Origin of the sequence: Acidaminococcus sp., from assembly GCA_022482815.1 — a bacterium.
Lineage (GTDB): Bacteria > Bacillota > Negativicutes > Acidaminococcales > Acidaminococcaceae > Acidaminococcus.
In genome coordinates, this window is record JAKVOM010000001.1 from 1,638,079 (window position 1) to 1,663,423 (window position 25,345).

Annotated in this window: 19 protein-coding genes; 16 read left to right on the forward strand and 3 right to left on the reverse strand. The window is 50.7% G+C overall.

All coding sequences use genetic code 11. The features are described 5' to 3' along the window. The first annotated feature begins 88 nt into the window (after positions 1-88). The 5 genes from LKE33_07230 to LKE33_07250 all read left to right on the forward strand — a co-directional run bounded on the left by LKE33_07230 (position 89) and on the right by LKE33_07250 (position 4,833). Positions 89-1,405, forward strand: coding sequence for a hemolysin family protein (locus tag LKE33_07230; GenBank protein ID MCH3950708.1), 1,317 nt, complete (start codon positions 89-91; stop codon positions 1,403-1,405). Positions 1,406-1,480: 75 nt separating this feature from the next. Then, positions 1,481-2,140 (forward strand): M48 family metallopeptidase, encoded by a 660-nt coding sequence (locus LKE33_07235; GenBank protein ID MCH3950709.1) that lies wholly within the window; start codon positions 1,481-1,483, stop codon positions 2,138-2,140. Further along, complete coding sequence (locus tag LKE33_07240) at positions 2,137-3,153, forward strand: class A beta-lactamase-related serine hydrolase (protein ID MCH3950710.1); 1,017 nt, start codon at positions 2,137-2,139, stop codon at positions 3,151-3,153. The genes LKE33_07235 and LKE33_07240 overlap by 4 nt, the downstream gene beginning before the upstream one ends. After that, complete coding sequence (locus LKE33_07245) at positions 3,150-4,547, forward strand: NAD(P)/FAD-dependent oxidoreductase (GenBank protein ID MCH3950711.1); 1,398 nt, start codon at positions 3,150-3,152, stop codon at positions 4,545-4,547. Before LKE33_07240 ends, LKE33_07245 begins: the two co-directional genes overlap by 4 nt. A gap of 13 nt (positions 4,548-4,560) precedes the next feature. Next, positions 4,561-4,833, forward strand: coding sequence for a DUF1294 domain-containing protein (locus tag LKE33_07250; GenBank protein MCH3950712.1), 273 nt, complete (start codon positions 4,561-4,563; stop codon positions 4,831-4,833). A gap of 275 nt (positions 4,834-5,108) precedes the next feature. Here the strand turns inward: LKE33_07250 and LKE33_07255 are convergent, their stop codons facing one another. Then, positions 5,109-6,407 carry a metallophosphoesterase family protein gene (locus LKE33_07255; GenBank protein ID MCH3950713.1) on the reverse strand — a complete coding sequence of 433 codons (1,299 nt, stop codon included), beginning with the start codon at positions 6,405-6,407 and terminating at the stop codon, positions 5,109-5,111. Between the two features lie 189 nt (positions 6,408-6,596). Next, positions 6,597-7,100 (reverse strand): hypothetical protein, encoded by a 504-nt coding sequence (locus tag LKE33_07260; GenBank protein MCH3950714.1) that lies wholly within the window; start codon positions 7,098-7,100, stop codon positions 6,597-6,599. Positions 7,101-7,217: 117 nt separating this feature from the next. On the opposite strand from LKE33_07260, the gene LKE33_07265 reads away from it, so the two are divergent. Further along, entirely contained in the window at positions 7,218-7,403 is a 186-nt protein-coding gene (locus tag LKE33_07265) for a hypothetical protein (protein ID MCH3950715.1), read from the forward strand. Positions 7,404-7,651: 248 nt separating this feature from the next. Then, on the forward strand, positions 7,652-8,641 hold the full coding sequence (locus LKE33_07270) for a gamma-glutamyl-gamma-aminobutyrate hydrolase family protein (protein MCH3950716.1): 990 nt from the start codon (positions 7,652-7,654) through the stop codon (positions 8,639-8,641). A 165-nt stretch (positions 8,642-8,806) separates the two neighbouring features. Here LKE33_07270 and LKE33_07275 read toward each other — a convergent pair whose 3' ends face one another. Further along, positions 8,807-9,955, reverse strand: a complete 1,149-nt coding sequence (locus LKE33_07275) for a hypothetical protein (GenBank protein ID MCH3950717.1) — start codon at positions 9,953-9,955, stop codon at positions 8,807-8,809. A 264-nt stretch (positions 9,956-10,219) separates the two neighbouring features. On the opposite strand from LKE33_07275, the gene LKE33_07280 reads away from it, so the two are divergent. From LKE33_07280 to LKE33_07320, 9 genes are all read left to right on the forward strand, one after another. Next, a complete protein-coding gene (locus LKE33_07280; protein ID MCH3950718.1) occupies positions 10,220-11,827 on the forward strand; it encodes an MBL fold metallo-hydrolase in 1,608 nt (535 codons plus the stop codon). 295 nt (positions 11,828-12,122) lie between these two features. Next, a complete protein-coding gene (locus LKE33_07285; GenBank protein MCH3950719.1) occupies positions 12,123-12,542 on the forward strand; it encodes a transposase in 420 nt (139 codons plus the stop codon). 389 nt (positions 12,543-12,931) lie between these two features. Continuing rightward, the gene (gene typA / locus LKE33_07290; protein MCH3950720.1) at positions 12,932-14,767 is read left to right on the forward strand and encodes a translational GTPase TypA; all 1,836 of its coding nucleotides are present in this window, start codon (positions 12,932-12,934) and stop codon (positions 14,765-14,767) included. Between the two features lie 40 nt (positions 14,768-14,807). Further along, positions 14,808-15,122: a cell division protein SepF gene (locus tag LKE33_07295; protein ID MCH3950721.1), complete on the forward strand. Its 315-nt coding sequence runs from the start codon at positions 14,808-14,810 to the stop codon at positions 15,120-15,122. Positions 15,123-15,455: 333 nt separating this feature from the next. Beyond that, positions 15,456-15,821 carry a four helix bundle protein gene (locus LKE33_07300; protein MCH3950722.1) on the forward strand — a complete coding sequence of 122 codons (366 nt, stop codon included), beginning with the start codon at positions 15,456-15,458 and terminating at the stop codon, positions 15,819-15,821. Between the two features lie 176 nt (positions 15,822-15,997). Beyond that, positions 15,998-19,420, forward strand: coding sequence for a DNA polymerase III subunit alpha (locus LKE33_07305; protein MCH3950723.1), 3,423 nt, complete (start codon positions 15,998-16,000; stop codon positions 19,418-19,420). 367 nt (positions 19,421-19,787) lie between these two features. Beyond that, the gene (locus LKE33_07310) at positions 19,788-22,253 is read left to right on the forward strand and encodes a U32 family peptidase (GenBank protein MCH3950724.1); all 2,466 of its coding nucleotides are present in this window, start codon (positions 19,788-19,790) and stop codon (positions 22,251-22,253) included. Beyond that, a complete protein-coding gene (locus tag LKE33_07315; protein MCH3950725.1) occupies positions 22,253-24,625 on the forward strand; it encodes an endonuclease MutS2 in 2,373 nt (790 codons plus the stop codon). Before LKE33_07310 ends, LKE33_07315 begins: the two co-directional genes overlap by 1 nt. Positions 24,626-24,645: 20 nt before the next feature. Continuing rightward, positions 24,646-25,122, forward strand: coding sequence for an S-ribosylhomocysteine lyase (locus LKE33_07320; protein ID MCH3950726.1), 477 nt, complete (start codon positions 24,646-24,648; stop codon positions 25,120-25,122). Positions 25,123-25,345 lie beyond the last annotated feature (223 nt).

Genomic DNA, 25,345 nt, shown 5'->3' on the forward strand with positions numbered 1-25,345 from the left:
GTTTCGCACTGCACAGGAGCCTGCGGCGGGCTTCTATTTTTGCAGCAATCTGAAGGGAAACCGTTTTTTTAAGGAGTAATGAAAGTATATGAATGATTTTCACATATCGTCGGGCCTTTTGACCGTGATTCTCGTTGTCTTTGTCTCGTTGTCTGCCTTTTTCTCCGCTTCGGAGACGGCACTTACGGGCAGCAACAAGCTGCGCCTCAAGAATCTTGCCAAGAACGGCGAGAAGCGGGCTAATACCGTGCTGCGGCTTCTGAGTCGTTTTGATAAGGCGCTGACGACGATTCTTGTGGGCAACAACATTGTCAATATCGCTACGGCATCGCTTGCCACAGCCGTGTGTACCGTGTATATGGGCACGTCCGGGCTTGCGGTGGCGACGGCCGTAACGACGGTCATTATCCTGATTTTCGGCGAAATCCTGCCGAAGAGCCTGGCTAAGGATCAGCCGGAAAAATTTGCTATGGCTTGTTCCTCTTTCCTGTCTGCTCTTGTTTTCCTGCTGACGCCGCTTACCGTCTTCTTCCAACTCATTCGCAAGGTCATGGACCATTTGGGCAAAAAGAAGCTGGCTCGTACGGCCAATGAGGAAGAGCTGCTGCTCATGGTGGACGAAGTCGAAAAAGGCGGCGATATCAAAAAGCGCGACAGCCAGCGCATCAAATCGGCTATTGAATTCAGCGATATCCGCGTCCGCGAAATCATGACGCCCCGCGTGGCTATTCGCGGCATTGACATTGCCGAAGGCAATAAGGCTGCGCTTGCTGTTTTTTCGACGCAGGGATTTTCGCGTCTGCCTGTCTTTAAGGATGATTACAACGAGGTCATCGGAGCGCTGCATGCAAAGGATTTTTATGCGGCCTATCTGAAAGATCCGGATTTTGATTTGCAGACGGTGCTTAAAAAAGTCGTGTTCGTGCATACTTCCACAAAGATTGCCAAAGTGCTGGAATCTCTGCAGGAATCCAAGGTGGAAATGGCTATCGTGGTGGACAGCTACGGTACCATTGACGGTCTTGTCACGACGGAAGATATCGTGGAAGAGCTGGTCGGTGAAATCTGGGATGAACACGATAAATTTACGTCGTCTTTCCAGAAAATTGCTCAGAATACGTATGTCGTCAACTGCAGTTCCAATTCGCAGAATGCCAATCTGTTTGATCTGTTTAAATTCCTCGACCTCGATATTACCGACTATCACCTGGAAAATGATTCCATCAGCGGCTGGGTGCTCGATTCCCTGGGAGACATTCCGCAGAAGGGGGCCACCTTTGACTGCGGCAACCTCCACGTGACGGTTACGAAGGCCAATGCGCACAGAGTCGAAGAAATTGTCATTGAAGTCAAACCTCGCGGTGATGAAAATAAGGCCGAAGATAAAGAGCAGATTAACGAATAGGGACAGTCATCGCTCGCTTGTGTCGTTCTCACTTTTTTCACATTCTCACAATCAATATGATATAATAATACCGTTATGTTAAAAATTGACCAGCTGATCCGGACAAGGCGCCGGACACTTTCACTAGAAATCAATAAAGATGCCGAACTGATTGTCAGAGCTCCGCTCTACATGCCGCAAATCCAGATTGACCATTTTGTAGCGGAAAAAGCGCAGTGGATCCTGACTCATCAGGAACGGGTGCGCCGGGAGAAAAAACGCTTATCTCCCATTACTTTGACAGAAGGGTTCACGTTCCCGCTCCTGGGGCGTCCCTGCTCGCTGCATTTTGCCAATGTCGGTTCGATTCAGCTTGTAGGGGACAGTCTCTGTATTCCCCGAGGGGCGACATTGAACTCCCTTGCTCAGTGGCTGGGGAGGTATCTTCTTGTGCTGCTTGAGGACCGGGTCAAATTTTACGCGGCCCGTCTGCAGCTGCCGGTACCGCCGATTAAACTGGCTAACGGCAAGTCGCGCTGGGGGTACTGCAACTATAAAAACGAGCTCGGTTTTAACTGGCGTCTTGTTTTTTGCAGCGTGGAGGCCGTGGATTACGTAGTGGTCCATGAGCTGTGCCATATTCAAAATAAATCCCATAATCGCCTTTTCTGGAAGGCTGTGGAATCCATATTGCCGGACCGCAAAGAGCGGGAACGGTGGCTTAGAATCAATCGGAGGGTTATGGATATTTTATGAGCATCAACAAACGAATTCTCCTGTTCCTGACAATTCTGCTTCTGGTAGGGGGCGTCTCTTTCCACTTGCTTCATACAAGTCCGAAGTACATTGCCCAGCAGAAACAAATAGAGGAATCAAAGATTGTGCACGATAAGGACACGAAGCTGCCTTATGCCTTCTTGAATAACGTGATTGCCCAGTCAGGGGCTTCCTGTTCTGTGTACTACAAGTCCCTGGATACAGGTGAGGTCTTCTATAACTTTTCCGGTAAGATGCCGGCCGGGGGTCTCATCCGTCCGTACGTTGCCGCTGCCGTATTGCAGCAGGTCAAGGATGGAGAGCTGAAACTGACGGATACGGAGACGGTAAAGGAAAGTGAAAAACTGCCCGCCAGCCCTGTCATGTCAAAAATGGCCGAAGGCAGCAAGGTGACCATCCAGCGTCTTCTGGAAGCCATGATGCTGCAGAATGACCAGACGGCCATGAGCAAACTGGTGGCCCTTGCCGGGCGCGACGTGATCAACAAGTACCTTTTGGATAAGGGATTTGCTGATACGTACCTTAGCAGCAAGGATTTTGAAAATACGGATGAAGTACTGCCCAGAGGGATTCCCGAAAATCCTGAAGGTGACAAAGAGAAAAAGCCGGAAGCTAAAAAGGATAAAGAGCCGGAAAAGGAACCTGAAATCAGTTATACTTCCGTCAACGATACAGTAGCTCTTTTAAGTAAACTTTATGCAGGTCAGCTGATAGATCAGAAGCAGGATCTTTATCTGCTTTCTCTTTTTGAACAGCAGGATGACCGTCATCTCATGGGGGCGCTGCTGCCAAGGAACCTGAAGCTGGCCCAGCTTTCTGTCGATCACGGCCGTGTTCTTAATGCGGCGGGGATTGTGTATGGCAATGAAAAATATATCCTTGTGATGATGACGGATAAGGCACTGCGTCCGGAAGAGACGCGCAAGACCATGAATCAGATTTCCTCGATTATTTTCAATACGGTGAACGACAAAGAGGTGTTCAAGAAGTGAGCAAAAATGTAGATGTAGCAATTATCGGCGGAGGTCCGGCCGCAATTTACGCGGCTTACGAATTCGCTTTGAAATATCCCGATGTAAAAGTCATGATCATTGAAGAAGGACATTCCATTGAGTTCCGGAACTGCCCGATTATTGCCGGTAAAGTCAAACAATGTGTGAGCTGTGTACCCTGCAGCATTATGCGCGGGTTTGGCGGTGCCGGTGCCTTCTCTGACGGTAAATACAACTTTACGACAGAGTTTGGCGGCTGGCTGAGCGACTATCTGCCGCGGCAGACGGTCATGGATTTGATCGATTATGTGGACCAGATCAACTGCCGTCACGGGGCGCCGGGGGAAGTATTTTCTACAAAGAACTGCCGCATCGGAAAAATTGCCCTGGGGCATGACCTGCACCTCTTGAACGCCAAGGTTCGTCATCTGGGGACGGACAACAACCGGAAACTGATGGCAAGCATTTACCACTTCCTCCTGGAACACGGCATTGAAATTGCCTGCGATACCCAGGTGGAATCGATTGAGAAAAACGGCGATGAATATGACCTCACTATCAAGGGACAGGATGAAAAAATCCATTGTACTTATTTGATTGCCGCTCCGGGCCGTGCCGGTGCCGAATGGTTCTCGGATCAATGCAAGCAGCTGGGGCTGTCTCTTAAGAACAACCAGGTCGATATCGGTGTCCGCGTCGAAGTACCGGCCCAGGTCTTCGAACACATTACCGACGAAGTGTATGAAGCAAAGCTGGTCTATACGACAAAACAGTATGGGGATCGCGTCCGCACCTTCTGCATGAACCCGAATGGCTATGTCGTCGCCGAAAATACGGACGGCATCATTACGGTAAACGGCCACAGCTTCAGTGACCCGGCTAAGAACAGCGGCAATACGAACTTTGCTCTGCTTGTCAGCAACCGCTTTACCGAACCGTTCAAGGAACCGCATAAATACGGCAAACACATTGCGTCCTTGTCCAATATGCTGGGCGGCGGCGTACTCGTACAGCGCTTCGGGGACCTTATCAAGGGCCGCCGCACGAATGCGCATCGTCTGAGCAAGAGTTTCCTGCGTCCTACGCTGAACGCTGTACCGGGTGACTTGAGCCTGGTGCTGCCGAAACGTCATCTTGACAACATCATTGAAATGATTTACGCCCTGGATAAGGTGGCTCCGGGAACGGCAAACGACGACACGCTGCTTTACGGTGTGGAAGTCAAATTTTACAGTTCCCGTCTGGAACTGGACGGCAATCTCGAAACGCAGCTGCCGAACTTCTTTGCCATCGGCGACGGCGCCGGCATTACGCGCGGTTTGTCCCAGGCCAGTGCGTCCGGGGTCTATGCGGCCCGCGTAATCGGCGAGAGAATCAAGAACGCGCAGAACTGACGGGGACAAAACAATGGATTTTGTAAATTCTAATTTATTTATTTACTACTTACTTGCAGTCAACGTCGTGGCTTTCTTTTTGTACGGTATCGATAAGTACAAGGCTGCCCATCATCTGTGGCGGATTCCGGAAAGCATGCTGCTTCTCACTGTAGTCATCGGCGGCGGTCTTGGCGCCATGACAGGAATGAAATATTTTCGTCATAAGACGCAGCATCTGAAATTCCGGGTAGGCGTCCCGCTGATTGTGCTGTGTCAGGTAGGATTAATTCTATACTTAAGGTAAAAAAACAGGCTGTGAAATAATGCGTGTGCATTATTTCACAGCCTGTTTTTGGCAGATAGCAGTTGGCAGGCAGCCGATAGCTGCAGTTGGCCAAAGTAATAAAAGTGGACAGTGGTTAGTGGCTGGTGGTTAGTACAATCGTGCGGGCAGCCACCTTGTACGGATTCTTGAGATAGATCATAGAAAACAGTGAGTCAGCTTGCTGCAGATCTATAAAAAATGGCCAAATAGACGTCCGAGACAAGTCGAGGGCTCTATTTGGCCAGGTGCTTTTTTTATTTTTCCACTACCGAAGTATGCATTAATTCTCCCGTCTTCGTATATCCATTGATCGTTAATTTATCCGGTGTTGCTTCGAGGACCAGGTAATTGCGGTCTTCCGGCTGCGGGGCTTCGTATTCGTCCAGAGCATGAGTTTTCCAAAGGCCTTTGTACTGCACGTCGCCGGCAATGCCGGTCAGAATGTAGTAGGGACCTTCGCTGCTGCGGGCAAAATTCCTTAAGTGGCCGCGGTCGCGATAGGTATGGAGATGGGCGGAAAGTACAAGGTCAACGTGATACTCGTCAAAAAGCGGCATCCACGTGCGGCCTTCATCGGAAAATCCTTCGGGACGAGGCTGCGGACGTTTGGCAAAGGAGTACTGCAGCGGATCTTTGTGCATGAGCACAACTTTCCATTTCTTTTGAGAGGCTTCCATATCCTTGCGGAACCAGGCAATCTGATCTTCTGTGAGATTCGGCTCCCAATCATTCAGCTCGTTTTGCTGTGTATTCAATACGACAAAATGTACGTCGCCGACATCAAAGGAATAGAACTCATTCTTGTAGTGTTCCGCGTCGCCGGAAGGCAGTTCAAAAAGATGCAGGAACGCTTCCGGACGACGGACTTTCCAATCCATGTTGTACGTTTCGTGATTGCCCATAATGGGAGCGACCGGAATTTCTTCAATCATGGGAGAAACTGCATTAAACCAGGCATCCCATTGGGAATGCTGCTCGCCGTTATCGACGAGATCTCCCATATTTACAAAGAAGGAAGCTTCCGGATGATCCTTGTAGGCCTTTTTGGCCAGATGATCCCAGCCGGTATAGTCGGCAGACTGGCTGTCCGGGAAAATGAGGGCCGTAAAGGTGCTGCTGTTCAACGTCCGGAGCGGATACCAGTTACTGCGCTTGTCACCATAACCGACACGGTATTCATAGTCCGTACCCGGTTCCAGACCGGTGAGCTGTGCCACATGCAGATAACGGGTTACTTTATCATCCGTAAAAGTTGTATTTTCTGCATCTACGGAGCTTCCCTCAGAGGCACCTTTTTTACGAAACTCCACGAGGGAACCGTTTTCCTCATATTCGGACTGCCACATAATGGTGCGGGACGTGGATGGGTCCTTGGTCATAATCTGGCGGACGTAGGCCACATCTGCTTCATTTGTAAGGTTATAGTGAGCGCCCAGAGATTTTGCCTTGTGGACGATTTCGTTTCTCTGTGAGGACAGGCCCGGCACAAAGGCGAAGGCGAGAGCACAGACTGCCACAAGCAGGGCAGCAATTCCCAATAATTTTTTACGCATCTTTTTCTCCTTGTTTTTCTCTGTTTTGTTAGTGCTATCATAATACAGATGGCCTGTAATGTGAAATAGTTAGTTTGGATACCGTATTATGCATTTCAGGCATTGTTCAAAAAGTAATAAAAAGGGACTTTGAAAAGGATTTCATTTTTCAAAGTCCCTTTTTTGCAGGTCAGTGGACGGCGGTTTTTATTACTTTTTACTCTTCAGCCATTCGTTGTACTCATGGACGAGCGGCGCGCCGGCGATATAGCCGAGTTCCGGAATATCCGGGCGCTTTTCCTGCAGCACTTTATAAGCGTCTTTGGAAACGATGCCGCCTCCGCAGTGGATCAGAACCGGACGGTTTTTCGGTATTTCTTCATAGCGCTGTGCCATTTCCGTGTGAGGAATCCACAGCGCTCCCGTAAAGCCTTCCTTCAGTTTCCATTCCGACGTATTGACTTCGACAATGACGAGGTTTGGCGTCTTTTTCATATAGGCCAGGGCATCTTCGGGGGAAATACCGCCCAGGAGATGGGTCTTTGTGCTGCTGGAACCAGGTTTTGCCGTCTCCTCCTTGACTTCCTGTTTAGGGGAGGCAGCAGGTGTACTTTTTTGAGAAGATAATCCGGCGCAGGCCGTAAAAGGCAGTGTCATCAGACAAAGCACTGCAATGAGCACTCTCTTTTTCATGATGGTTTTACATGCTTTCATAAGGAAAGCACCCTGGACAGGCTCCTTTCTTGTTAAGCTTTTTCCTGCATTTATTATAGAAAAAGAAGCTGTTTTTCATAACGCCGAAACGTAAGAAAATGAGTGGTAAATCTTAAGATGCTGCTTTGGCGGCATGACGTCACTGAATCTGTCCGTTTCCTGAAATCTGTCGTCAGGAATCTGCAGCCCGATGAACTGTCCGTGATTCCTATCGATGTTCCGTTCCGGAAAGTACTGGGCGTCGATACCGATACGCTGCAGCGGATCCGGATTGAACCCGAGTCCGTGCTTAAGAAGGCATGATGAAATACATGATGCTGTGAAGAAATGAGTGGTCTTTTTTTCACAGCTTTTTTCTTTTCGGACATAAAAGAGGGGAAATTTAGACTCCTGGTTAGTTTGATGAAAAGAAAATTTGATAACTTGTTTACATATTCTTTACATGTTATTGAGAGATAATATCCATTAAATGAAGCTTAGCGAAATCTTTGGCGGGTATTTATCCCTTTTGGTAAAATTTATATGAAATATTTTTGTCAGGAGGGAATGTAATGATGAAAAAATGGAGTCGCGTACTTGTTGCTGCTGTGTTGTCAGTAGGACTGTCCATTGGTTATGGCCAACAGGTCAATGCCATGGTCGGCGGAAAGCCAGTCATTGGGATTTCCTGGAAGGGACCCAATCAGGCAAAGACTTATGAAGCCTTCAGAAAGATTATCACCATGGCAGGCGGCGTCCCGGTTGAACTGGACCAGATTCGCAGCGAGGACGTAAAGTATGATGCTTCAGGCGTTGTCGATAAGGCTGATTTGGAGCCTTCCGGTATGCTCAAACAGTCCTATGCCGACAAAATCAAGAAAGCTGATTTTGCCCGCACCAATGTCGAAACGGTCATGCAGGGCGTCGACGGTGTCTTTGGTACCGGCGGCGCGGATATCAGTCCTTCCTTATACAAGAATCCCGAGAAAGAAAAGAATCACGGCGAAGCTATCGATGCAGCGCGTGACGTTTCCGATTATACGCTCCAGGCTTATTGCCGGGCACATAATATCCCCATTCTCAACGTCTGCCGCAGTGAGCAGATGATGGGTGTCGTCTATGGGGCAAGCCTCATCCAGGACATCCCCGATTATTACAAGGCTAATGGAGTCACTTCCTATAAGGAAATCCACCGTATGCCTGTGGGAACGCCGAATCGGGACTATGCTCATCACGATGTTCATATCTTCAAGATGCCTTCTCATTTGCGCGAGATTGTCGGCGCTGATACGATCAAGAACGTTTCTTCGTGGCATCATCAGAACATCCTGTCTGTGAAGGGAACGGATTTGGGCCAGACGGCAGAATGTGAAGATCAAGGTCTCAGCCTCATTGAAGGCGTTGAGGATCCGAGCCGTACCTTTGCCGTAGGACTTCAGTTCCATCCGGAAAACGACATCAAGAACGTTGTTCTGCTGAAGAAGGATCCGAAGGGATTTGCTGATCCCGATACGTGCCTGAAATTCTTCAAGGCGCTCGTAGCAGCTGCTAAGAAATCCTGATAAAGAAAAATAACAGGGGCCGTGAAACAGCAAGAAATTGTTGCTTCACGGATCCTGTTTTTTAGTTCAGCGCAAAATTGCTTTGACAATTTAAATTCCATGGGTGAAATACGAAAAAAAGACTGTGAAACAATGCACAATCATTGTCTCACAGTCTCTTTGTTATTACTTATTAAGCAGATACGTATTCAGCGCATAGCAGAGCTCCATACCTAACGTGTGCGGGGAAAGGGGAGTCCAGGCAATGTCGGTGACACTGTGCTCAGAGAGCAGCGTGTGGCCCTTACCTCCGTATTCGGCGCGGTACAGATCGGCGAAGGTCTTCAGGCGTACATCGTAGCGGGAATAGAGATAAATGTCATTACCGCCGCGGCGGTGCCACTTGTTCCAGACGGTGATGATACCGGTCTTCTGGTCATATTCCAGAGAGCGGGAATCAAAGGAAACTTCGTAACGGGAGTTGGAGGCCGCCAGTTCCCAGGTAGCTTCCGCATCGGTCGGCACGGTGGGAAGCGATTCGTTCTGCAGGGAAGTATCTACTTTTTTAGCAGTCGGTTCTGCCTCGGTACCCTTTGCGTTGGCGCGGGCGCGGAATTTTTCGAGAGCAGAAGACTGTTTCGGTTCTTCCGTCGTTTCTGTCGGCGTTTCCACCTTCTCCGCAGGAGCCGGGGTTACATCCGTCTCAGTCTGTGCTTCTTCAGCAGCTCTTTGACGGGCGCGGGCACGGAATTTTTCGAGGGCGGAAGACTGCTTCGGTTCTTCCGTTTCAACCGGTGCCGCGATTTCCTGGGCAGCAGGCGCCGTCACTGTTTCCGGCGGAATATGATCTTTCCGGATGGGAGGCGGAATTATATCCGTTTCTTCCTGAGGTTCCGTCTGAGTTTCTTCAGCAGTTCTTGCGTTGGCGCGGGCGCGGAACTTTTCAAGGGCTGACGGTTCAGCCTTAGTTTCCTCGGCTGCCTGTGTTTCTTTGACCAGTTCTTCTTTTACAGCAGGCTTCGTTTCAGCCTCGGGTGCAGCAGACGTGGTACTATCCACTTTTTCCTGCGTTTCTGTATCTTGCTGAGCCTTGCGATTTTTGGTGATGTAGCGTCTCCACATGGGCTGAGCGGCTGCTTCGGCTTCTGCTTTTTTGCGTGCTTCTTCGGCTGCCTTCAGGGCTTCCTGACGCTCAAGTTCTTTTTGCGCCTGTTCCTGATGGTATCTGGTTGTATGTGTTCTCCAGGACGGGGTTTCAGCAGCTTCCCCGGTAAAAGGAGCGGGGAAAGCAATCATGGAACCGACGACCAGGGATAACAGCAGACGTTTTTTCATGCTGGAATCATCCTTTCTTGTGGGGAAATCATGATATGCCTCGAAGGAGGCCGCAGTTTCCTCACTCTGGTTCTCTTATTGTATCATAACTGAATAAAATTGGGCAGATTTTTCGACAGAAAGGAGGAAAGAAGAGCGACTTATGCTATAATATAGATATAGAATTTTCAGAAATTTGCCAGATGTTTGGATGCCCGAAGATTTAGCAGTTGTCCTATAATTTGCACAGTAAAAATCATCCAAACCGCAAGGAGGGCGAGACGCATGAAAATAAGATTCCTGGGTGCCGATAAGATTGTGACTGGTTCTTGCCACATGTTGGAAGTCAACGGCAAGAAAATTCTTCTGGACTGTGGTATGTTCCAGGGGTCCAAGCTGATTCGCGACCTGAACCGCCGGGAATTTGATTTTAATCCCGGTGAAATCGATGCCGTAGTGCTGAGCCACGCTCACGTCGATCACAGCGGCCTTTTGCCGAAGCTTGTAAAAGAAGGCTACAAGGGACCGATTTACTGCACCCATGTGACCAAGGAATTGTGCGAAATCCTGCTTCCTGACTGTGGCCATATTCAGGAACAAGATGCCGAAATCGCTACCCGTAAAGGACTGCGTGCCGGCCGTACCGAAGTAAAACCACTGTACACGGTGGATGATGCCTACCTGGCACTCAAACAGTTTGTGACTTACGATTATGATGAGAATGTGGAAATCCTGCCGGGTGTGACCATCCGGTTCCGCGTGGCCGGTCATATTCTGGGCAGCGCCCTCGTCAATGTGATGATCAATGAAAACGGAAAGGAAACCAAGATCATCTTTACCGGCGATATCGGACAGCCGAATGTCCCGATTCTTGATGATCCTTATCAGATTTCCGGCGCTGACTTCATCATTACGGAATCGACTTATGGCAACAGGCTCCACGAAATCGGTGACCGCGAAAAAGAGCTTCTCGATATCATGAAGGAAGCGCTGGCCCGCGGCGGCAACGTCATTATTCCTGCTTTCGCCGTCGGCCGTACCCAGGTCATGCTCTACTATTTCCAGAAACTGATGTCGTCCGGACAGCTTCCGACCGTTCCCATCATGGTCGATAGCCCGATGGCTATCAAAGCAACGCAGGTCATGCTGGTGAACCCGGACGAATATGATGAAGAAGCAAAGACCATTTTCCAGCGTCAGGGCGGCAAGCTCATCAATATGAAGAATGTGCACTATACCGAGACAGCTCAGGAATCCCGTGCCATCAACGAGATGCCCAGCCCGATGATTATCATCTCCGCATCCGGTATGGCCGATGCCGGCCGTGTCCTGCACCATCTGAAACATAACCTGTGGCGAAAGGACAGCTCGGTCATCTTCGCCGGCTATCAGGCGGAAGGCAGCTTGGGACGCCGGCTGATTGACGGCGCCCGCAAAGTAAAGATTATGGGTGAAGACATCGTCGTCGGTGCCAAGATTTATAACATGACCGGTTTCTCTGCGCACGCCGACAGAGATCAGATGCTGAAGCTCTACAAAGGCATGAAGAAAAAACCGAAAGCGTTCTTCGTTGTCCACGGTGAATATGACGCAACCCGTTCGTTTGCCGATACGCTGCGGACCGAGCTGGGAACAGCAGCTTATGTGCCGAATTACGGAGATACCGCTATTATCGAAGGCACGGAATGGCATGTCGAACCGGCAAAAGTGGTCCTCAAGGAACCGGCGCTGCAGGAACTCAACGAAGCACTCCGTGGTCTGGAAAAATTCTACTTCAACTACAAAGCACGCGTCCTTCGCCGCGTAATGCGCGACGTTACCAAAGTGCCTGAAATGAAGGCAAAGATTGAAAAGATCAAGAAGTACGTCGAAGATCTCATGAAGAATGTGTGATAATCGCAGGTCGCTGGCCGCGTGTCGCCGGTCGCGCTGTAAGCAGCCAAGATGCCGTAGGCACTTGGCGGAAATGAATTCCGCGGGCCGCTGGCCGCCATGGGAAGAGGTAAACCGCGCGGTGGTTTGCGGTAAAAAACAAATGGAACATCGGACTCCTGTGGGGGTCCGATGTTTTCGTATACAGTGCAAAACTGGAAAACCCAGAATTTTAGACAACCAATATACTAAATTAACTTTTTCTGGATTTTCAATGCTTAATTTGGTAGTCTTGTCATGAAAGGGGAGCATGGCAATGAAACGCAAGTACTTTACGGAAGAAGAAATAGAACTGCTGAAGAAAAATCCGTATACCTTCCATGTTAACAGAGGACAGATTTTTTTCACAGTCGAATTCAAAAAAGCTTTCTTGAAATTGTACGACTCCGGGGTACCAGCCGCCGTGGCCGTCCGTAAGCTCGGGTATGATCCTGATATCCTTGGAAAGGGCCGCATCAACAGCATTAAAAGAAATGTAAACGACCAGTTGACTCATGCCGGAGAGCTTCACGAAGGACCTCATAAAAAGATTTCCCTTCAGCAGTTGTCCGCTCAATCCTCATCGGCCGAAATTGCCCGCCTGAAGCAGGAAGTAGCTTATCTCCGGGAAGAAGTAGAGTTTATGAAAAAAAGCCTTGCCCTTGCCAGAAAAGGTGCCAAAAAAAGAAAGCGATAAGATCTCTTGAAAAATTTCCCTTGCTTCAATATAAACCCATTGAAGTTGTGCTGTGGAGGATAACCAACAAGTCAGCAAACAGATTGGTGGTTTGAAGGGTATAATCAAAAATCTGGTTATTAGCTCCAATCTATATTAAGAATCCGCCAAGGCAACTGCCTGCACGGGTGTGCTAACCACTCTTTCCACTAACCACTACCCACTTTTTGCTACAAGCCCTGTTGCCTGCCTTGTGCCCCAACCATCTGTCCGTACTAACGATTAATTATTGTTCCTATTTGACAGTATACTACGAATAGAATATAATAATGTGGTCGAAATTTCAGGTTACTTTGAGGATGCTTTTGACAAGCATCCTCTTGATTTATCTCAAGAGGGGATAGGCTTTTATGATTAGAAACGATTTGCGTAACATTGCTATCATTGCCCACGTTGACCATGGTAAGACTACACTGGTTGACGCTATGCTGAAGCAGAGCCATGTCTTCCGTGCCAATGAAAAGGTACAGGAAAGAGTCATGGACTCCAATGATCAGGAAAGAGAACGCGGTATTACCATCCTGGCAAAAAACACGTCCGTCATGCATAATGGCACCAAAATCAACATCCTGGATACTCCGGGCCATGCTGACTTTGGCGGCGAAGTAGAACGTGTGCTGAACATGGTTGATGGTGTTCTGCTCCTGGTTGATGCTTACGAAGGGCCTATGCCTCAGACCAAATATGTACTGCGTAAAGCTTTGGAACATCATCTGAAGCCGATTGTAGTTATCAATAAAATTGACCGTCCTGATCAGAGAGTCGAAGAAGTCGTGGATGAAGTCCTTGACCTCTTTATCGAGCTGAACGCCAGTGATGATCAGCTGGACTTCCCGGTTGTTTACTGCTCTGCAAAGACCGGTGTAGCTAAGCTTTCCATGGATGACGATAGTGATAACCTGGAACCGCTGTTCCAGACCATTCTGGATACGATTCCGGCACCTGATGTCGACGTCGATGCTCCGCTGCAGCTCCTTGTCAATACGCTGGACTATGACGATTATGTCGGCCGCATTGTTATCGGCCGTATCGTCCGCGGTACCATTCATAACGGCGAACAGATCTGCCTGATGCATGATGACAAGCGCACCAACGAAAAGATTGGGCGCCTGTACACCTATGAAGGCCTCAAGAGAGTCGAGACTCAGGAAGCTCAGGCCGGTGAAATCATCGCCTTGATCGGTCTGCAGGATGCAGAAATCGGTGATACCATTGCCGATGTGGAAAATCCTGAACAGCTCGCCGGCATCAAAGTCGATGAACCGACCCTGTCCATGACGTTCTCTGTCAACGACGGTCCTTTTGCCGGTCAGGAAGGCCACTTCATTACGAGCCGCCACATTCGTGAACGTCTGTACAAGGAAGTAGAAACCAACGTATCCATGAAAGTAGAAGATACGGATTCTCCTGATACCTTCAAGGTTTCCGGCCGTGGTGAACTGCACCTGTCCGTACTGATCGAAGCGATGAGAAGAGAAGGTTTCGAACTGCAGGTTGGTAAACCGACCGTTATTATGCGCCGTGACAAGGACGGCAAGCTGCTCGAACCGATGGAAGCGCTGACCATCGATGTGCCGCAGGATTTCATGGGCCCTGTGATGGAAGCCCTGGGTATCCGCAAGGCTGAACTGCAAAACATGACCGAAATGGCCGGTTATCTGAGAATGGAATTCATCATTCCGGCTCGTGGTCTGATCGGTTTCAGAAACCAGTTCCTGACCGATACTAAAGGCAACGGCATCATGAACCACGTATTTGCCGGCTGGGGCGCTTATAAGGGCGATATCCCCGGTCGTACGAGAGGTTCCCTGGTTGCGTTCGAAGCCGGCGAAACGACGGCTTATGGTATTGATAAATGTCAGGCCAGAGGTACGATGTATGTCAGCCCGGGCGAACAAGTTTATGAAGGCCAGATTGTCGGCGAAAACAGCCGTGAAGATGATATGGACGTCAACCCCTGCAAGAAGAAGCATGTATCCAATATGCGTGCAGCTGGTTCCGATGAAGCCGTTCGTCTGATTCCGCCGCAGACCTTCTCTCTGGAAGGCGCTCTGGAACATATCAACGAAGATGAAACGGTTGAAGTCACTCCGAAGAGCATCCGTATGAGAAAGAAAGTCCTGTCCCGTCTGGATCGTGCCCGCGACAGAGCACGCAATGCCCGCGCTGTCAAAGCAGACGATTGATGAGAATTTGGTTTCCCTGTAAGCAAAGGAGGGATGTCCCGTGCAAGATGGAGCAAGTTATGGCTATGATGAGGAACGCCGGTATGGTTCCGGTTCTCTGCATGTGCTTTCCCGGCCAACCCTTCGGATGGCGCTGAGAGTTCCGGATTCAATTGACAGAATCATGAAGTACGGGGAACTCATTGTGGAAGGAAACGCCTTGCTTGTAGATTATTCCGAGCTCAGTGATGACCTTGCCGTCCGCGCTATGGACTATCTTTCCGGTGTGGCTTACGCAGTCGATGCGACGGAAACCGAAATTACCATTAACGTCATTCTTTATATGCCCCGAGGGGCAGAAACAATTAAAGGCTAAGAAGTTAGCAGCACCTGTTTTTCCCAGTGAAGAACAGGTGCTCTTTGTAGTATAATATAAAGACGCTGGTCGCGGGTCGCCACTGGTGGAAGCAAACCGATAATCGGTTTGCAAAAACGCAGTTCGCGGTTTGCAGGTCGGACTGGAGGAGGCAAACTGCATGGCAGTTTGCAGTGAATAAAGGAAACCAGTCACACCCTGTGAAATAAAGTGTTTCGATCTGCAAAAATCAATAAGCGCACTCACTGCCGATTATCGGCGGGTTATGTATAGAAAAACTACTAAATCTAAACAACATTTACAGTAATTAGTTGCAGAAAGAGTGATAATATCATGGGCATCAAAAATCATCGCGATTTTGAAGTCTGGAATCGAGCTATGGATTTAGGCGAAGAAATTTATCGTTTGACCAAACTCCTTCCTGATGAAGAAAAATACGCAATGTCCAGCCAATTAAGGAGAGCATCAATTTCAGTGCCTTCCAATATTGCTGAAGGCAAAGAGAGACATTCAGATAGAGAATTTCTCCATTTCTTAAATTTTGCCGGCGGCTCAGTTGCCGAACTGGATACACAGTTAAGACTGGGCGTTCGTGTCGGCTTGTTTACAGAGTGTGATGTTGAAAAAGCATTAGACTTGTGTACACATGTTAAGATGATGCTAAATGCGTTGATTCGCAGAATATCTTCAGATTTGTGACTAGCAAAATAGCAAGATAAAAGTGCTATTCAGAAGTACTAAAAAATATTAAAAAAGCCAGGAGCTGAATGCGACTGGCAACCTACAGAGCGACGCGCGACCAGCGACGTGCGACCCGCGAAATAGAAGCTAACAAATCGCTTTGCGATTTGGCTTGATTAAGTAAGGAGTTATTCATGTCCGATCAGTTTGTTCATTTACATACGCATACGCAGTACAGCCTGCTTGATGGGGCGTGCCGTATTCCTGAACTTGTGCAGTTTGCCAAGGAGCAGGGGATGCCGGCACTTGCCATCACCGACCATGGTGTGATGTACGGCGTTATCGAATTCTATCGGGAATGCGTAAAAAATGATATCAAGCCGATTATCGGCTGCGAAGTCTATATTACGTCCGGTTCCCGTCACAAAAAGAACCTGGAATCCCGCGGCAAACTGTATCATTTGATTCTTCTCGCTGAAAACAGGACGGGATACCAGAATTTGATGAAACTGGTCTCTATCGGTCAGGTGGAAGGGTTCTATTATAAACCCCGTATCGATAAGGAAGTTCTCCGCAAGTACCATGAGGGACTTATCTGCCTGAGCGCCTGTGTGGCCGGTGAAGTGCCTCGCCACATCGTGCGCGGGGAACTGGAGACTGCCGAAAAAGTCATGCTGGAATACCTGGACATTTTCGGGCCGGACCATTATTATCTCGAAATCCAGAATCACGGTCTGCCGGAAGAAAAAACGGTTTCCGCCGAACTGCATCGCCTTGCGGCTAAGCACCACGTGAAACTCGTGGCGACGAACGACCTTCACTATGTGAAAAAGGAAGATGCCGCCGGTCAGGATATGCTGCTCTGCATCCAGACGGGCGCGCATTACCTTGAACCGGACCGCATGCGGTTCAACAACGACTCTTACTATTTGAAGAGCCGGGAAGAAATGGAAGCTATCTTCCCCGATGATCAGGAAGCTCTCGATAATACGCTGGAAATTGCGCAGCGCTGTGATCTGACGCTTGAATTCGGACATCTCCTGCTGCCGGAATTTCCGCTCCCCGAAGGGGAAACTTCTATGGATTCCTACTTGCGCAAGCTGTGCGAAAAAGGTTTTGGCGAGCTTTATCCCAATGATGACGGCACGGCTAAAAAGCGCATGGAATACGAGCTCGGCATCATCAAGCAGATGGGGTATTCTGGATATTTCCTGATTGTCTGGGATTTCATCAATTACTGCCGTACACACGACATTCCTGTCGGACCCGGCAGAGGCAGTGCCGCCGGCAGTATTGTGGCGTATCTTACGGGAATCACGGATATCGATCCCCTGAAATATAATCTTATTTTTGAACGTTTCCTTAATCCGGAACGCGTGAGCATGCCGGATATTGATACGGATATTGACTACGTGAAGCGTCACCTCGTCGTGGAATATCTGGCAAAAAAATACGGCGAAAGCCATGTCGCTCAGATTGTGACGTTCGGTACGCTGGCAGCCAAAGCGGCTGTCAAGGATGTCGGAAGGGCTTTGGAAATCCCGCTTAATGTGGTGAACCAGGTCAATAAACTCATTCCTAACACGCCGGGTACGACACTGCAAGGCGCTATTGAGGGCAGTAAGGAACTGGCCCAGATGCGGGACGAGAACCCCAGCATTGCCCAGCTCCTCAATTTTGCCGAGCGCGTCGAAGGTATGCCGCGTCATACGTCGACCCACGCGGCAGGCGTTGTCATCACGCCGGGTAAACTGACGGACTATGTGCCGCTCCAGATTACGTCGAGCAGTGACGACGACCATGAATATATCTGCACGCAGTATGATAAAGATTGTTCCGAATCCCTGGGCCTTCTGAAGATGGATCTTCTGGGTCTTCGGACCCTGACCGTCATTGATGACTGCATCAAGATGGTGAAGAAGAACCAGGGCATCGATATTGATATCAGGCACATTGACCTGGCCGATCCGAAGACCTGTAAAATGCTTTGTGACGGTGATACGGCCGCCGTGTTCCAGATGGAATCGAACGGCATGACGCGCCTCATGAAACAGCTGGCTCCGGAAAATATGGCAGACCTCATTCCGCTGGTTGCCCTCTACCGCCCGGGCCCTCTGGGCAGCGGCATGGCAGAGGACTTCATTGCCGGCCGTCACGGCAAACGGACAGCAAAGGTGCTGCATCCTCTGATGGAGCCCATTGTCGCCGATACGTACGGCGTCATCCTGTACCAGGAACAGGTTATGCAGATTGTGTCCGCACTGGCTGGTTTTACCCTCGGCGAAGCTGATATTCTTCGCCGTGCCATGGGAAAAAAGAAAGCCGCACTCCTGGACAGCATGAAGGAAAAATTCATCGACGGCGCTGCCAAGTGCCACCAGATTGAGCGTCCTCTTGCCGAGCAGATTTTCGCTTTGCTGCAGCACTTTGCCGGTTACGGCTTCAACAAATCCCACTCGGCGGCATATGCCCTCGTGGCCTATCAGACCGCGTATCTGAAGGCGAACTTCCCTGTCGAATATATGGCAGCGTTCCTCAACAGCGTGATTACCGTGGCAGAAAAAGTCAGCTGGTATATCAACGTCTGCAAGGACATGGGCATCAAGGTGCTGCCGCCCGATATCAACACGAGTGAAGCCGGTTTTTCTGTCGACGGAAAGACCATTCGCTTCGGTCTCGGCGCTATCAAGAGCGTCGGCGACGCCGCCGTTGATGTCATTTTGGAAGAACGGGAAAAGAACGGCCCGTTCAAAGATTTCTTCGATTTTGCCAACCGCGTCGATATGACTAAAGTCAACAAACGCGTCGTGGAAAATCTCATTAAGAGCGGTTCCATGGATACTTTCCATCTGAAACGCTCGCAGCTCCTTGCCATTATGGACCAGGTCCTTGATGCGGCCGCACTGAATCAGAAAGACCGTATGATGGGAGCGATTGGTCTCTTCGGGGATGAAGAACAGCAGCAGGCGACGATGATACCGATTCCGGATCTGCCGGAGATCCCGAAGGAGGAAATCCTGCGCCTTGAAAAAGAGTTGATTGGTTTTTATGTGACGGGACACCCTCTCGAGGAATACCGGGCGGCGCTCTCCGCGATGACGCCGATTGCCCGCTGCACCGACGAAAACTTCCGTGACGGCGACCGCATCGACGTTGGGGGCATTATTTCCGATCTGCGGGTGCGTACGACGAAAGCCGGGGAACAGATGGCCGTGTTTACCCTGGAAGATCTCAGCGGATCCATCCAGGTCATTGCCTTCCCGCGTACTTACGTGGCGAGCCGTGCCAATATTGACACCGATAAGATTGTGTCGGTCTTTGGCATGCTCAAATTCGATGAGGAATCACCCCGTATCTTTGCAAACAAGGTGGAACCGCTGCGGCAAGCCGGAAGCGGCGTTCATCTCTATATCCACAAAGGACGGAATACGGCCGGCGTACAGCATCAGCTGTCAGCCATTTTTGCCGCCTATCACGGACATAATCCGGTGTACCTCCATGTGGAAGATACCCGCCGGATTATCCGGACAAATCCCCAGTTCTGGGTGGACAGCGATGCTCCCGGATTTTCCGACGCCATTACGAAAGTGCTTGGCGAAGGCGCGATAAAGGGGTAAAGGCCGCGGGTCGCGTGTCGCAGGTCGCACCGTATGTAGCAAACCGGCAGGCGGTTTGCAGGAATTAAAAAGGTAACTACGGCCTGCGAACTTCCTCAAGAATCCGCCAAGGTGGCTGTTTGCACGGGTGTACTAACCCCTAGTCACTTAACCGCTAACCACTTTAAGATGAGGCTAAAAGCCAAATGCCAAATGCCAAATGCGCCTTTGCTCTTTAAGCAAGCCGATTAAAAATATTATTGCGGTTGTACTAACCACTTGCCACAAACCACTATCCACTTTTAACTAGGCTAAAAGCCATATGCTAAACGCTAAAAGCGATTTTATTCTTAAATTTCCATTTTCACTGAATCATTAAGGAGAACTCATGCGTAAAGAAGACGTTGAATTACTTTCCCCGGCGGGAACCGGGGAAGCTATGGAAGCGGCCGTCAATGCCGGTGCCGATGCCGTATACCTTGGCGGGACCGCCTTTGGTGCCCGTCAGTATGCAGAAAATTTCGGCCCCGAAGAAATGCAGCGTGCCGTTCATTTTGTCCACCTTCATAACGTACGAATCTACGTGACCGTCAATACGCTGGTGCGGGATGATGAACTGCCTGCGCTGGGCGAGTACGTCACGTTCCTCAGCAATATCGGCGTTGACGGCATTATTGTGCAGGACGTGGGCATCATCCGTATCTGCCGCAATGCCGTGCCGGAACTGGAACTTCACGCCAGCACCCAGATGACCGTGACGAACTCGGCAGGAGCCGTTTTTGCCTACCATCAGGGCATGCCGCGTTCCGTTATTGCCCGCGAAACGTCGCTGAAGGATATGAAGAAAGTTTGTGAGACCACACCGGGTGAAATCGAAGCTTTCATGCACGGTGCACTCTGCGTCTGCTATTCCGGCCAGTGCCTCATGAGCAGCCTCATCGGCGGCCGCAGCGGGAACCGGGGCCGTTGTGCCCAGCCCTGCCGCCTGCCTTATACGCTGGTAAACGGGGAAGGCAAGGATATGCTGGCCCATGTGGATGCCGGTCATTATCTCTTAAGCCCGAAAGACATGAATACGCTTGATGTCCTGCCGGAACTTCTGGAAACGGGCGTCCGTTCCTTCAAGATTGAAGGGCGCATGAAACGGCCGGAATATGTGGCCGTCGTGACGGATATTTACCGCCGCGCTATCGACAGCTATTTTGCCGGACACTATCACGTGCCTGAGGAAGACCGCGCCAATATCGAGCAGATCTTTAACCGTGACTTTACGACGGCTTACATGAAAGGGCGTCCGGGCCGTACCATGATGAGCGACCGCCGTCCGAATAACCGCGGCGTCCTGCTGGGGCGAGTGACGGGATTTTCAAAAGATCATCACCAGGGCACTGTTAAACTTGACAAGGACCTCCATTTGGGCGATGGCCTGGAATTCTGGGTCAGTGTCGGCGGCCGCGTCGGGACGACCGTAGAAAAGATGACCGTAAATGGTCAGGAAACAGCCGTGGCCCGTGCCGGTGAGCAGGTGACCATCGACGTGCCGAAGGGCATTCGCATGAATGACCGCGTCTTCCGCACGTATGACAATAAATTGATGCAGTATGCAGCCCAGTTCTTCGGGGAGCACCATAAGCACAGAATTCCCCTTGATTTTTATGTGACGGCGCATCTTGGCCAGCCCATGTCCATTGTGGTGACCGACTCCGATGGTCACAGCGGGGAAGGCAAGACGGACTTTATCGTCGAAAAGGCGCGCAAGCATGCCCTTGATGAAGCGGCCGTCAGAAAACAGGTCGACCGCCTGGGTACGACGGAATTCAGCGTAGGCCAGCTCATCCTCGACGTGGATGAGGGCGTCATGGTGCCGATGAGTGAAATCAACGAAGCTCGCCGCGTGGCCGTAGAAGCCTTGGAAAAACAGCGGACCAGTGAATTCCGTCCGCCGCGTAAGCAAGTGACCTGGAACAATCGCTATCTGGAGCAGCCTGTCAACCATTCGCTGCGCCAGCACAGTGAGATTTCTGTCCATGTGGATACACTTGAAAAGGCCAGGGTGGCGCTCGAAGCCGGGGCCGATGTGCTCATTGTCGGCGGGGACAGCTACTCGCTGCCGCTCCTTACGGCTAAAGATTATGAGACGATTGCAGGCTGGGTGAAAGACCAGGGGAAGAAATGGGTCGCTGCGACGTCCCGCATTGTGAGCGAAGGACAGCTCGGCTATTTCAGGAATGCCATCAACCAGTGGAGCGCGCTCAATCCGGACGGCATCCTTGCCGCCAATAACGGCCTCATTGAAATGATTACGGCCGCCGGAGCGCCTCTTTATATCGATTACGACCTTAATGCTTTTAACAGCCAGAGCATCCTCTTCTGGCAGGAATGCGGTGCCAAAGGAATTACGCTCTCTCCTGAGTTGACGCTGGCTCAGGTCGGAGATCTAGTCAAAAAGTCGGCCCTTCCAATCGAATGCCTGGTGGAAGGCTCCCTCGAAATGATGGTTTCCGAATACTGCGTCACGGGGAGCTTCCTCGGCCATCTGGATCAGGGCAAGTGCACCTTTAACTGCCGGGAACAGGCGTACCTGGAAGACCGGAAGAAAGAGCGCTTCCCGCTGAAACAGGATCAGTTCGGCCGCACGCATATCCTGAACGGCCATCCGCTTTCCATGCTGGCCCATGCCAGGAACATGGAAAAGATGGGTATTGCCCGCCTGCGCATCGACGGCCGCAGCTTAACGGCTGAAGAAGTCGGTACCCTGACGGCTCTTTATAAAGGCGTGCTGCAGGGCGATACGATTGTCGAAGAAAATCGTCCCCATACGACACGGGGGCATTATTTCAGAGGTGTCTTGTAATGCCAAAATTTGCTGTCAATACGCTGGAATTCGATAAAGTAAAGAGCAGGCTGGCCCAGGAAGCCGGTACGACGCTGGGCCAGAAGCTTGCGATGGAGCTTCAGAGTTCCTCCGATTTTGAAATTGTAAAAAGAATGCAGGAAGAAACGGCGGAAGCCACCCGCATCTTTGATGAGGGAAAACGCATTCCTTTGGGCGGTATCACCGATATTTCGGGCCTTGTCAAACGGGCCCGCGTCGGCAGCGTGCTCGATCCGGAAGAATTCAAGGCGGTCAACGATGCCATTGCGGGCATGAAAGACCTGAAGGATTTTCTCCTCGAAGAACGGGAAACAGCGCCGGCTCTTGCCACATATGCCGAAGATCTGGCTGATTTTTCCCGCCTTGCCAAGCAGCTTGCAAGCGTACTTGATGAAAAGGGGGAAATCAAGGATTCGGCGTCCGTGAAACTTGCGGGACTGCGGACGGGTATCCTCGTCGCGAAGAACCGCGTAAAGGATAAACTGACGGATATCCTTCATGATCCCAATAACCAGAAATATTTCCAGGATGCGCTCGTGACGATGCGTGAGGACCGGTACGTTATCCCGATTAAACAGGAATACCGGCTGAATTTCCCCGGTATCGTTCATGACCAGTCTTCCAGCGGGGCCACGCTCTTCATCGAACCGATGGCGGTTGTGAACCTCAATAACGACATTAAAAAGTACGTCTTGGAAGAACGGACGGAAGTGGAGCGCATCCTGCGTTCCCTGACGAGCCACGTAGGGGCTGAGTCTGACAATATCCTCGAGTCCCTCGATGTGACGGCGGAAATCGACATCATTGCTGCCAAAGCAATGTATGGTCATAAGCTCCATGCCCGCCGGCCCATGATGGTGACGGGGCGAACCCTCCGCATTGCCAAGGGCCGTCATCCGCTGCTCAACCAGGAAACGCTTGTGCCGCTCGATATTACGCTGGGCGAGAAATTCTCGACGCTTCTTATTACCGGTCCGAATACGGGCGGTAAAACGGTGGCCTTAAAGACGGTCGGCCTTTTTGCCCTGATGGCGCAGGCCGGACTCTTTATTCCGGCAGAAGAAGCCGTGCTGCCGGTCTTCGGCGGTGTTTATGCCGATATCGGCGATGAACAGAGCATCGAGCAGAGCCTCTCCACGTTTTCCGGTCACATGAAGAATATGATTTCCATTCTGACGAGTGTGAACGACAAGGACTTGGTGCTCGTCGATGAAATCTGCGTCGGGACCGACCCGACGGAAGGCGCGGCCCTCGCCATGTCCATGATTGAATATCTTTATGATCGTCACGTCCTCACCATTGTGACGACGCACTACAGTGAACTGAAAACCTTTGCCTATGAGCATGAAGGCATGGAAAATGCCAGCGTGGAATTTAATCCGGAAACGCTGCGTCCGACCTACCGCCTCCTCATGGGTGTTCCGGGCAGCAGTAATGCCTTCTATATTTCCCAGCGTCTGGGATTGCCGCAGGAAATCCTGGACGGTGCCAAGACGTATATCAGTGAACGCCACAGCAATATGGAAACGGTGCTGCAGAACCTTGAAGGGGAGCGGCGCGAGTATGAAAACCGCAAGGATGAAATCGAATCCCTGCGCATCGAAACCGAATCGCTGCGCAACCAGCTGCGGGCCGAGAAGAATCGTCTGGAATCAAGCCGCAATGCCATCTTGCGCAAGGCACGTGAAGAAGCTGACGAACTCTACCGTAATGCCCGCCGCGAAAGTACGGCTATCCTGAAGGAACTGCGGGCGAACCAGGACCTTGTCGAAAGTGCCCGCGTCGAAAAGCTCGCCGAAATGTCACGGAAAGCGCTGAATAAAAACTTCTCTCTTTCCGGAAAACCCGTACCGGAAGGGCAGGGGCTTACAAGCGGCAACGTGGCTGTCGGCAAACGCGTCTATGTCAAAACGCTTGGACAATACGGCAAGGTTACTGCCATTAACGGACGTGATATTACAGTTGCAATCGGTGCCATGAAGATGAATGTGGCCATGAAGGACTGCATCCTGACTAAGGATCAGCCGACACCGCCGCAAAAGACGCACCGCACGCTGCGCAAGGGCGGCAGCCAGAAGCACGACCTCTTTGTCAGCAAGGCACAGAGCACATCTGTACAGATTGATGTGCGCGGCAAGACCGTGGATGAAGCCATTCCTTACGTCGATAAAGCCATTGATGACGCCCTGCTCGCCGGGATGGACCGATTCCGTCTCGTGCATGGCAAGGGTACGGGCATGCTGAGAAAAGGCCTTTTGGAATATCTGAGCCAGCATCCGAACGTCAGCAAGACCGAAATGGCGCCGCTTAACGAAGGCGGTTTCGGGGCCACGATTGTTTATGTCAAGTAAATAGGAGAGGCGGGAATAGAATGGAAAAGGTAGTTATCGAAAGTTTCACGCTTGACCATACGAAAGTCAAAGCGCCGTATGTGCGCCTCATTTCCCAGGAAACGGGCGAACACGGTGACATCGTGTCGAATTATGATATCCGGCTCTGCCAGCCGAATAAGGAAGCGATTCCGACGGGCGGAATGCATACGCTGGAGCACCTGCTGGCCCTCTATCTGCGCCCGCGGATCAAAGGGTATCTGGACTGCTCTCCCTTCGGCTGCCGCACGGGATTCCATCTGCTGTGCTGGGGCGTCCATGACCCGAAGGACGTGGCTGTAGCCCTCAAGGAAGCACTGGAACTTGTGACGAAGACGAAGTGGGAAGACGTACCGGGCACGCAGGAAAAGGAATGCGGCAACTACCGCGACCATTCCCTGTTTTGCGCTCAGGAATGGGCCAAAGCTATTCTGAAAAAGGGCATCAGCTCGGATCCGTACGAGAGAAAATTGGTGTAATCAAACGCTGGCCGCGCTGTAGGAAGCAAACCAACGAGCGGTTTGCAGGGAATAAAAACTAATTGTTATGTGCAATCTATCTCAAGAATCTGCCTAGGCGGCTGCCCGCACGATTGTACTAGCCACTTTTGTAACTGCAATCGAGGCTAAAAGCTAAACGCCAAAAGCTAAAGGCGCTTTTATTTTCTATCTGCAATCGGCTATCTGCTTTTTCTAAATCCCG

Excerpts from the sequence above, each read along its gene's own strand:
- LKE33_07235 (MCH3950709.1), top strand. The coding sequence starts at position 1,481 with ATGTTAAAAATTGACCAGCTGATCCGGACAAGGCGCCGGACACTTTCA.
- LKE33_07285 (MCH3950719.1), top strand. The coding sequence starts at position 12,123 with ATGAAACGCAAGTACTTTACGGAAGAAGAAATAGAACTGCTGAAGAAA.
- LKE33_07265 (MCH3950715.1), top strand. The coding sequence starts at position 7,218 with ATGCTGCTTTGGCGGCATGACGTCACTGAATCTGTCCGTTTCCTGAAA.
- LKE33_07230 (MCH3950708.1), top strand. The coding sequence starts at position 89 with ATGAATGATTTTCACATATCGTCGGGCCTTTTGACCGTGATTCTCGTT.
- LKE33_07275 (MCH3950717.1), bottom strand. The coding sequence starts at position 9,955 with ATGAAAAAACGTCTGCTGTTATCCCTGGTCGTCGGTTCCATGATTGCT.
- LKE33_07315 (MCH3950725.1), top strand. The coding sequence starts at position 22,253 with ATGCCAAAATTTGCTGTCAATACGCTGGAATTCGATAAAGTAAAGAGC.
- LKE33_07305 (MCH3950723.1), top strand. The coding sequence starts at position 15,998 with ATGTCCGATCAGTTTGTTCATTTACATACGCATACGCAGTACAGCCTG.
- LKE33_07280 (MCH3950718.1), top strand. The coding sequence starts at position 10,220 with ATGAAAATAAGATTCCTGGGTGCCGATAAGATTGTGACTGGTTCTTGC.
- LKE33_07320 (MCH3950726.1), top strand. The coding sequence starts at position 24,646 with ATGGAAAAGGTAGTTATCGAAAGTTTCACGCTTGACCATACGAAAGTC.
- LKE33_07310 (MCH3950724.1), top strand. The coding sequence starts at position 19,788 with ATGCGTAAAGAAGACGTTGAATTACTTTCCCCGGCGGGAACCGGGGAA.
- LKE33_07240 (MCH3950710.1), top strand. The coding sequence starts at position 2,137 with ATGAGCATCAACAAACGAATTCTCCTGTTCCTGACAATTCTGCTTCTG.
- LKE33_07255 (MCH3950713.1), bottom strand. The coding sequence starts at position 6,407 with ATGCGTAAAAAATTATTGGGAATTGCTGCCCTGCTTGTGGCAGTCTGT.
- LKE33_07250 (MCH3950712.1), top strand. The coding sequence starts at position 4,561 with ATGGATTTTGTAAATTCTAATTTATTTATTTACTACTTACTTGCAGTC.
- LKE33_07260 (MCH3950714.1), bottom strand. The coding sequence starts at position 7,100 with ATGAAAGCATGTAAAACCATCATGAAAAAGAGAGTGCTCATTGCAGTG.
- typA (MCH3950720.1), top strand. The coding sequence starts at position 12,932 with ATGATTAGAAACGATTTGCGTAACATTGCTATCATTGCCCACGTTGAC.
- LKE33_07300 (MCH3950722.1), top strand. The coding sequence starts at position 15,456 with ATGGGCATCAAAAATCATCGCGATTTTGAAGTCTGGAATCGAGCTATG.
- LKE33_07270 (MCH3950716.1), top strand. The coding sequence starts at position 7,652 with ATGATGAAAAAATGGAGTCGCGTACTTGTTGCTGCTGTGTTGTCAGTA.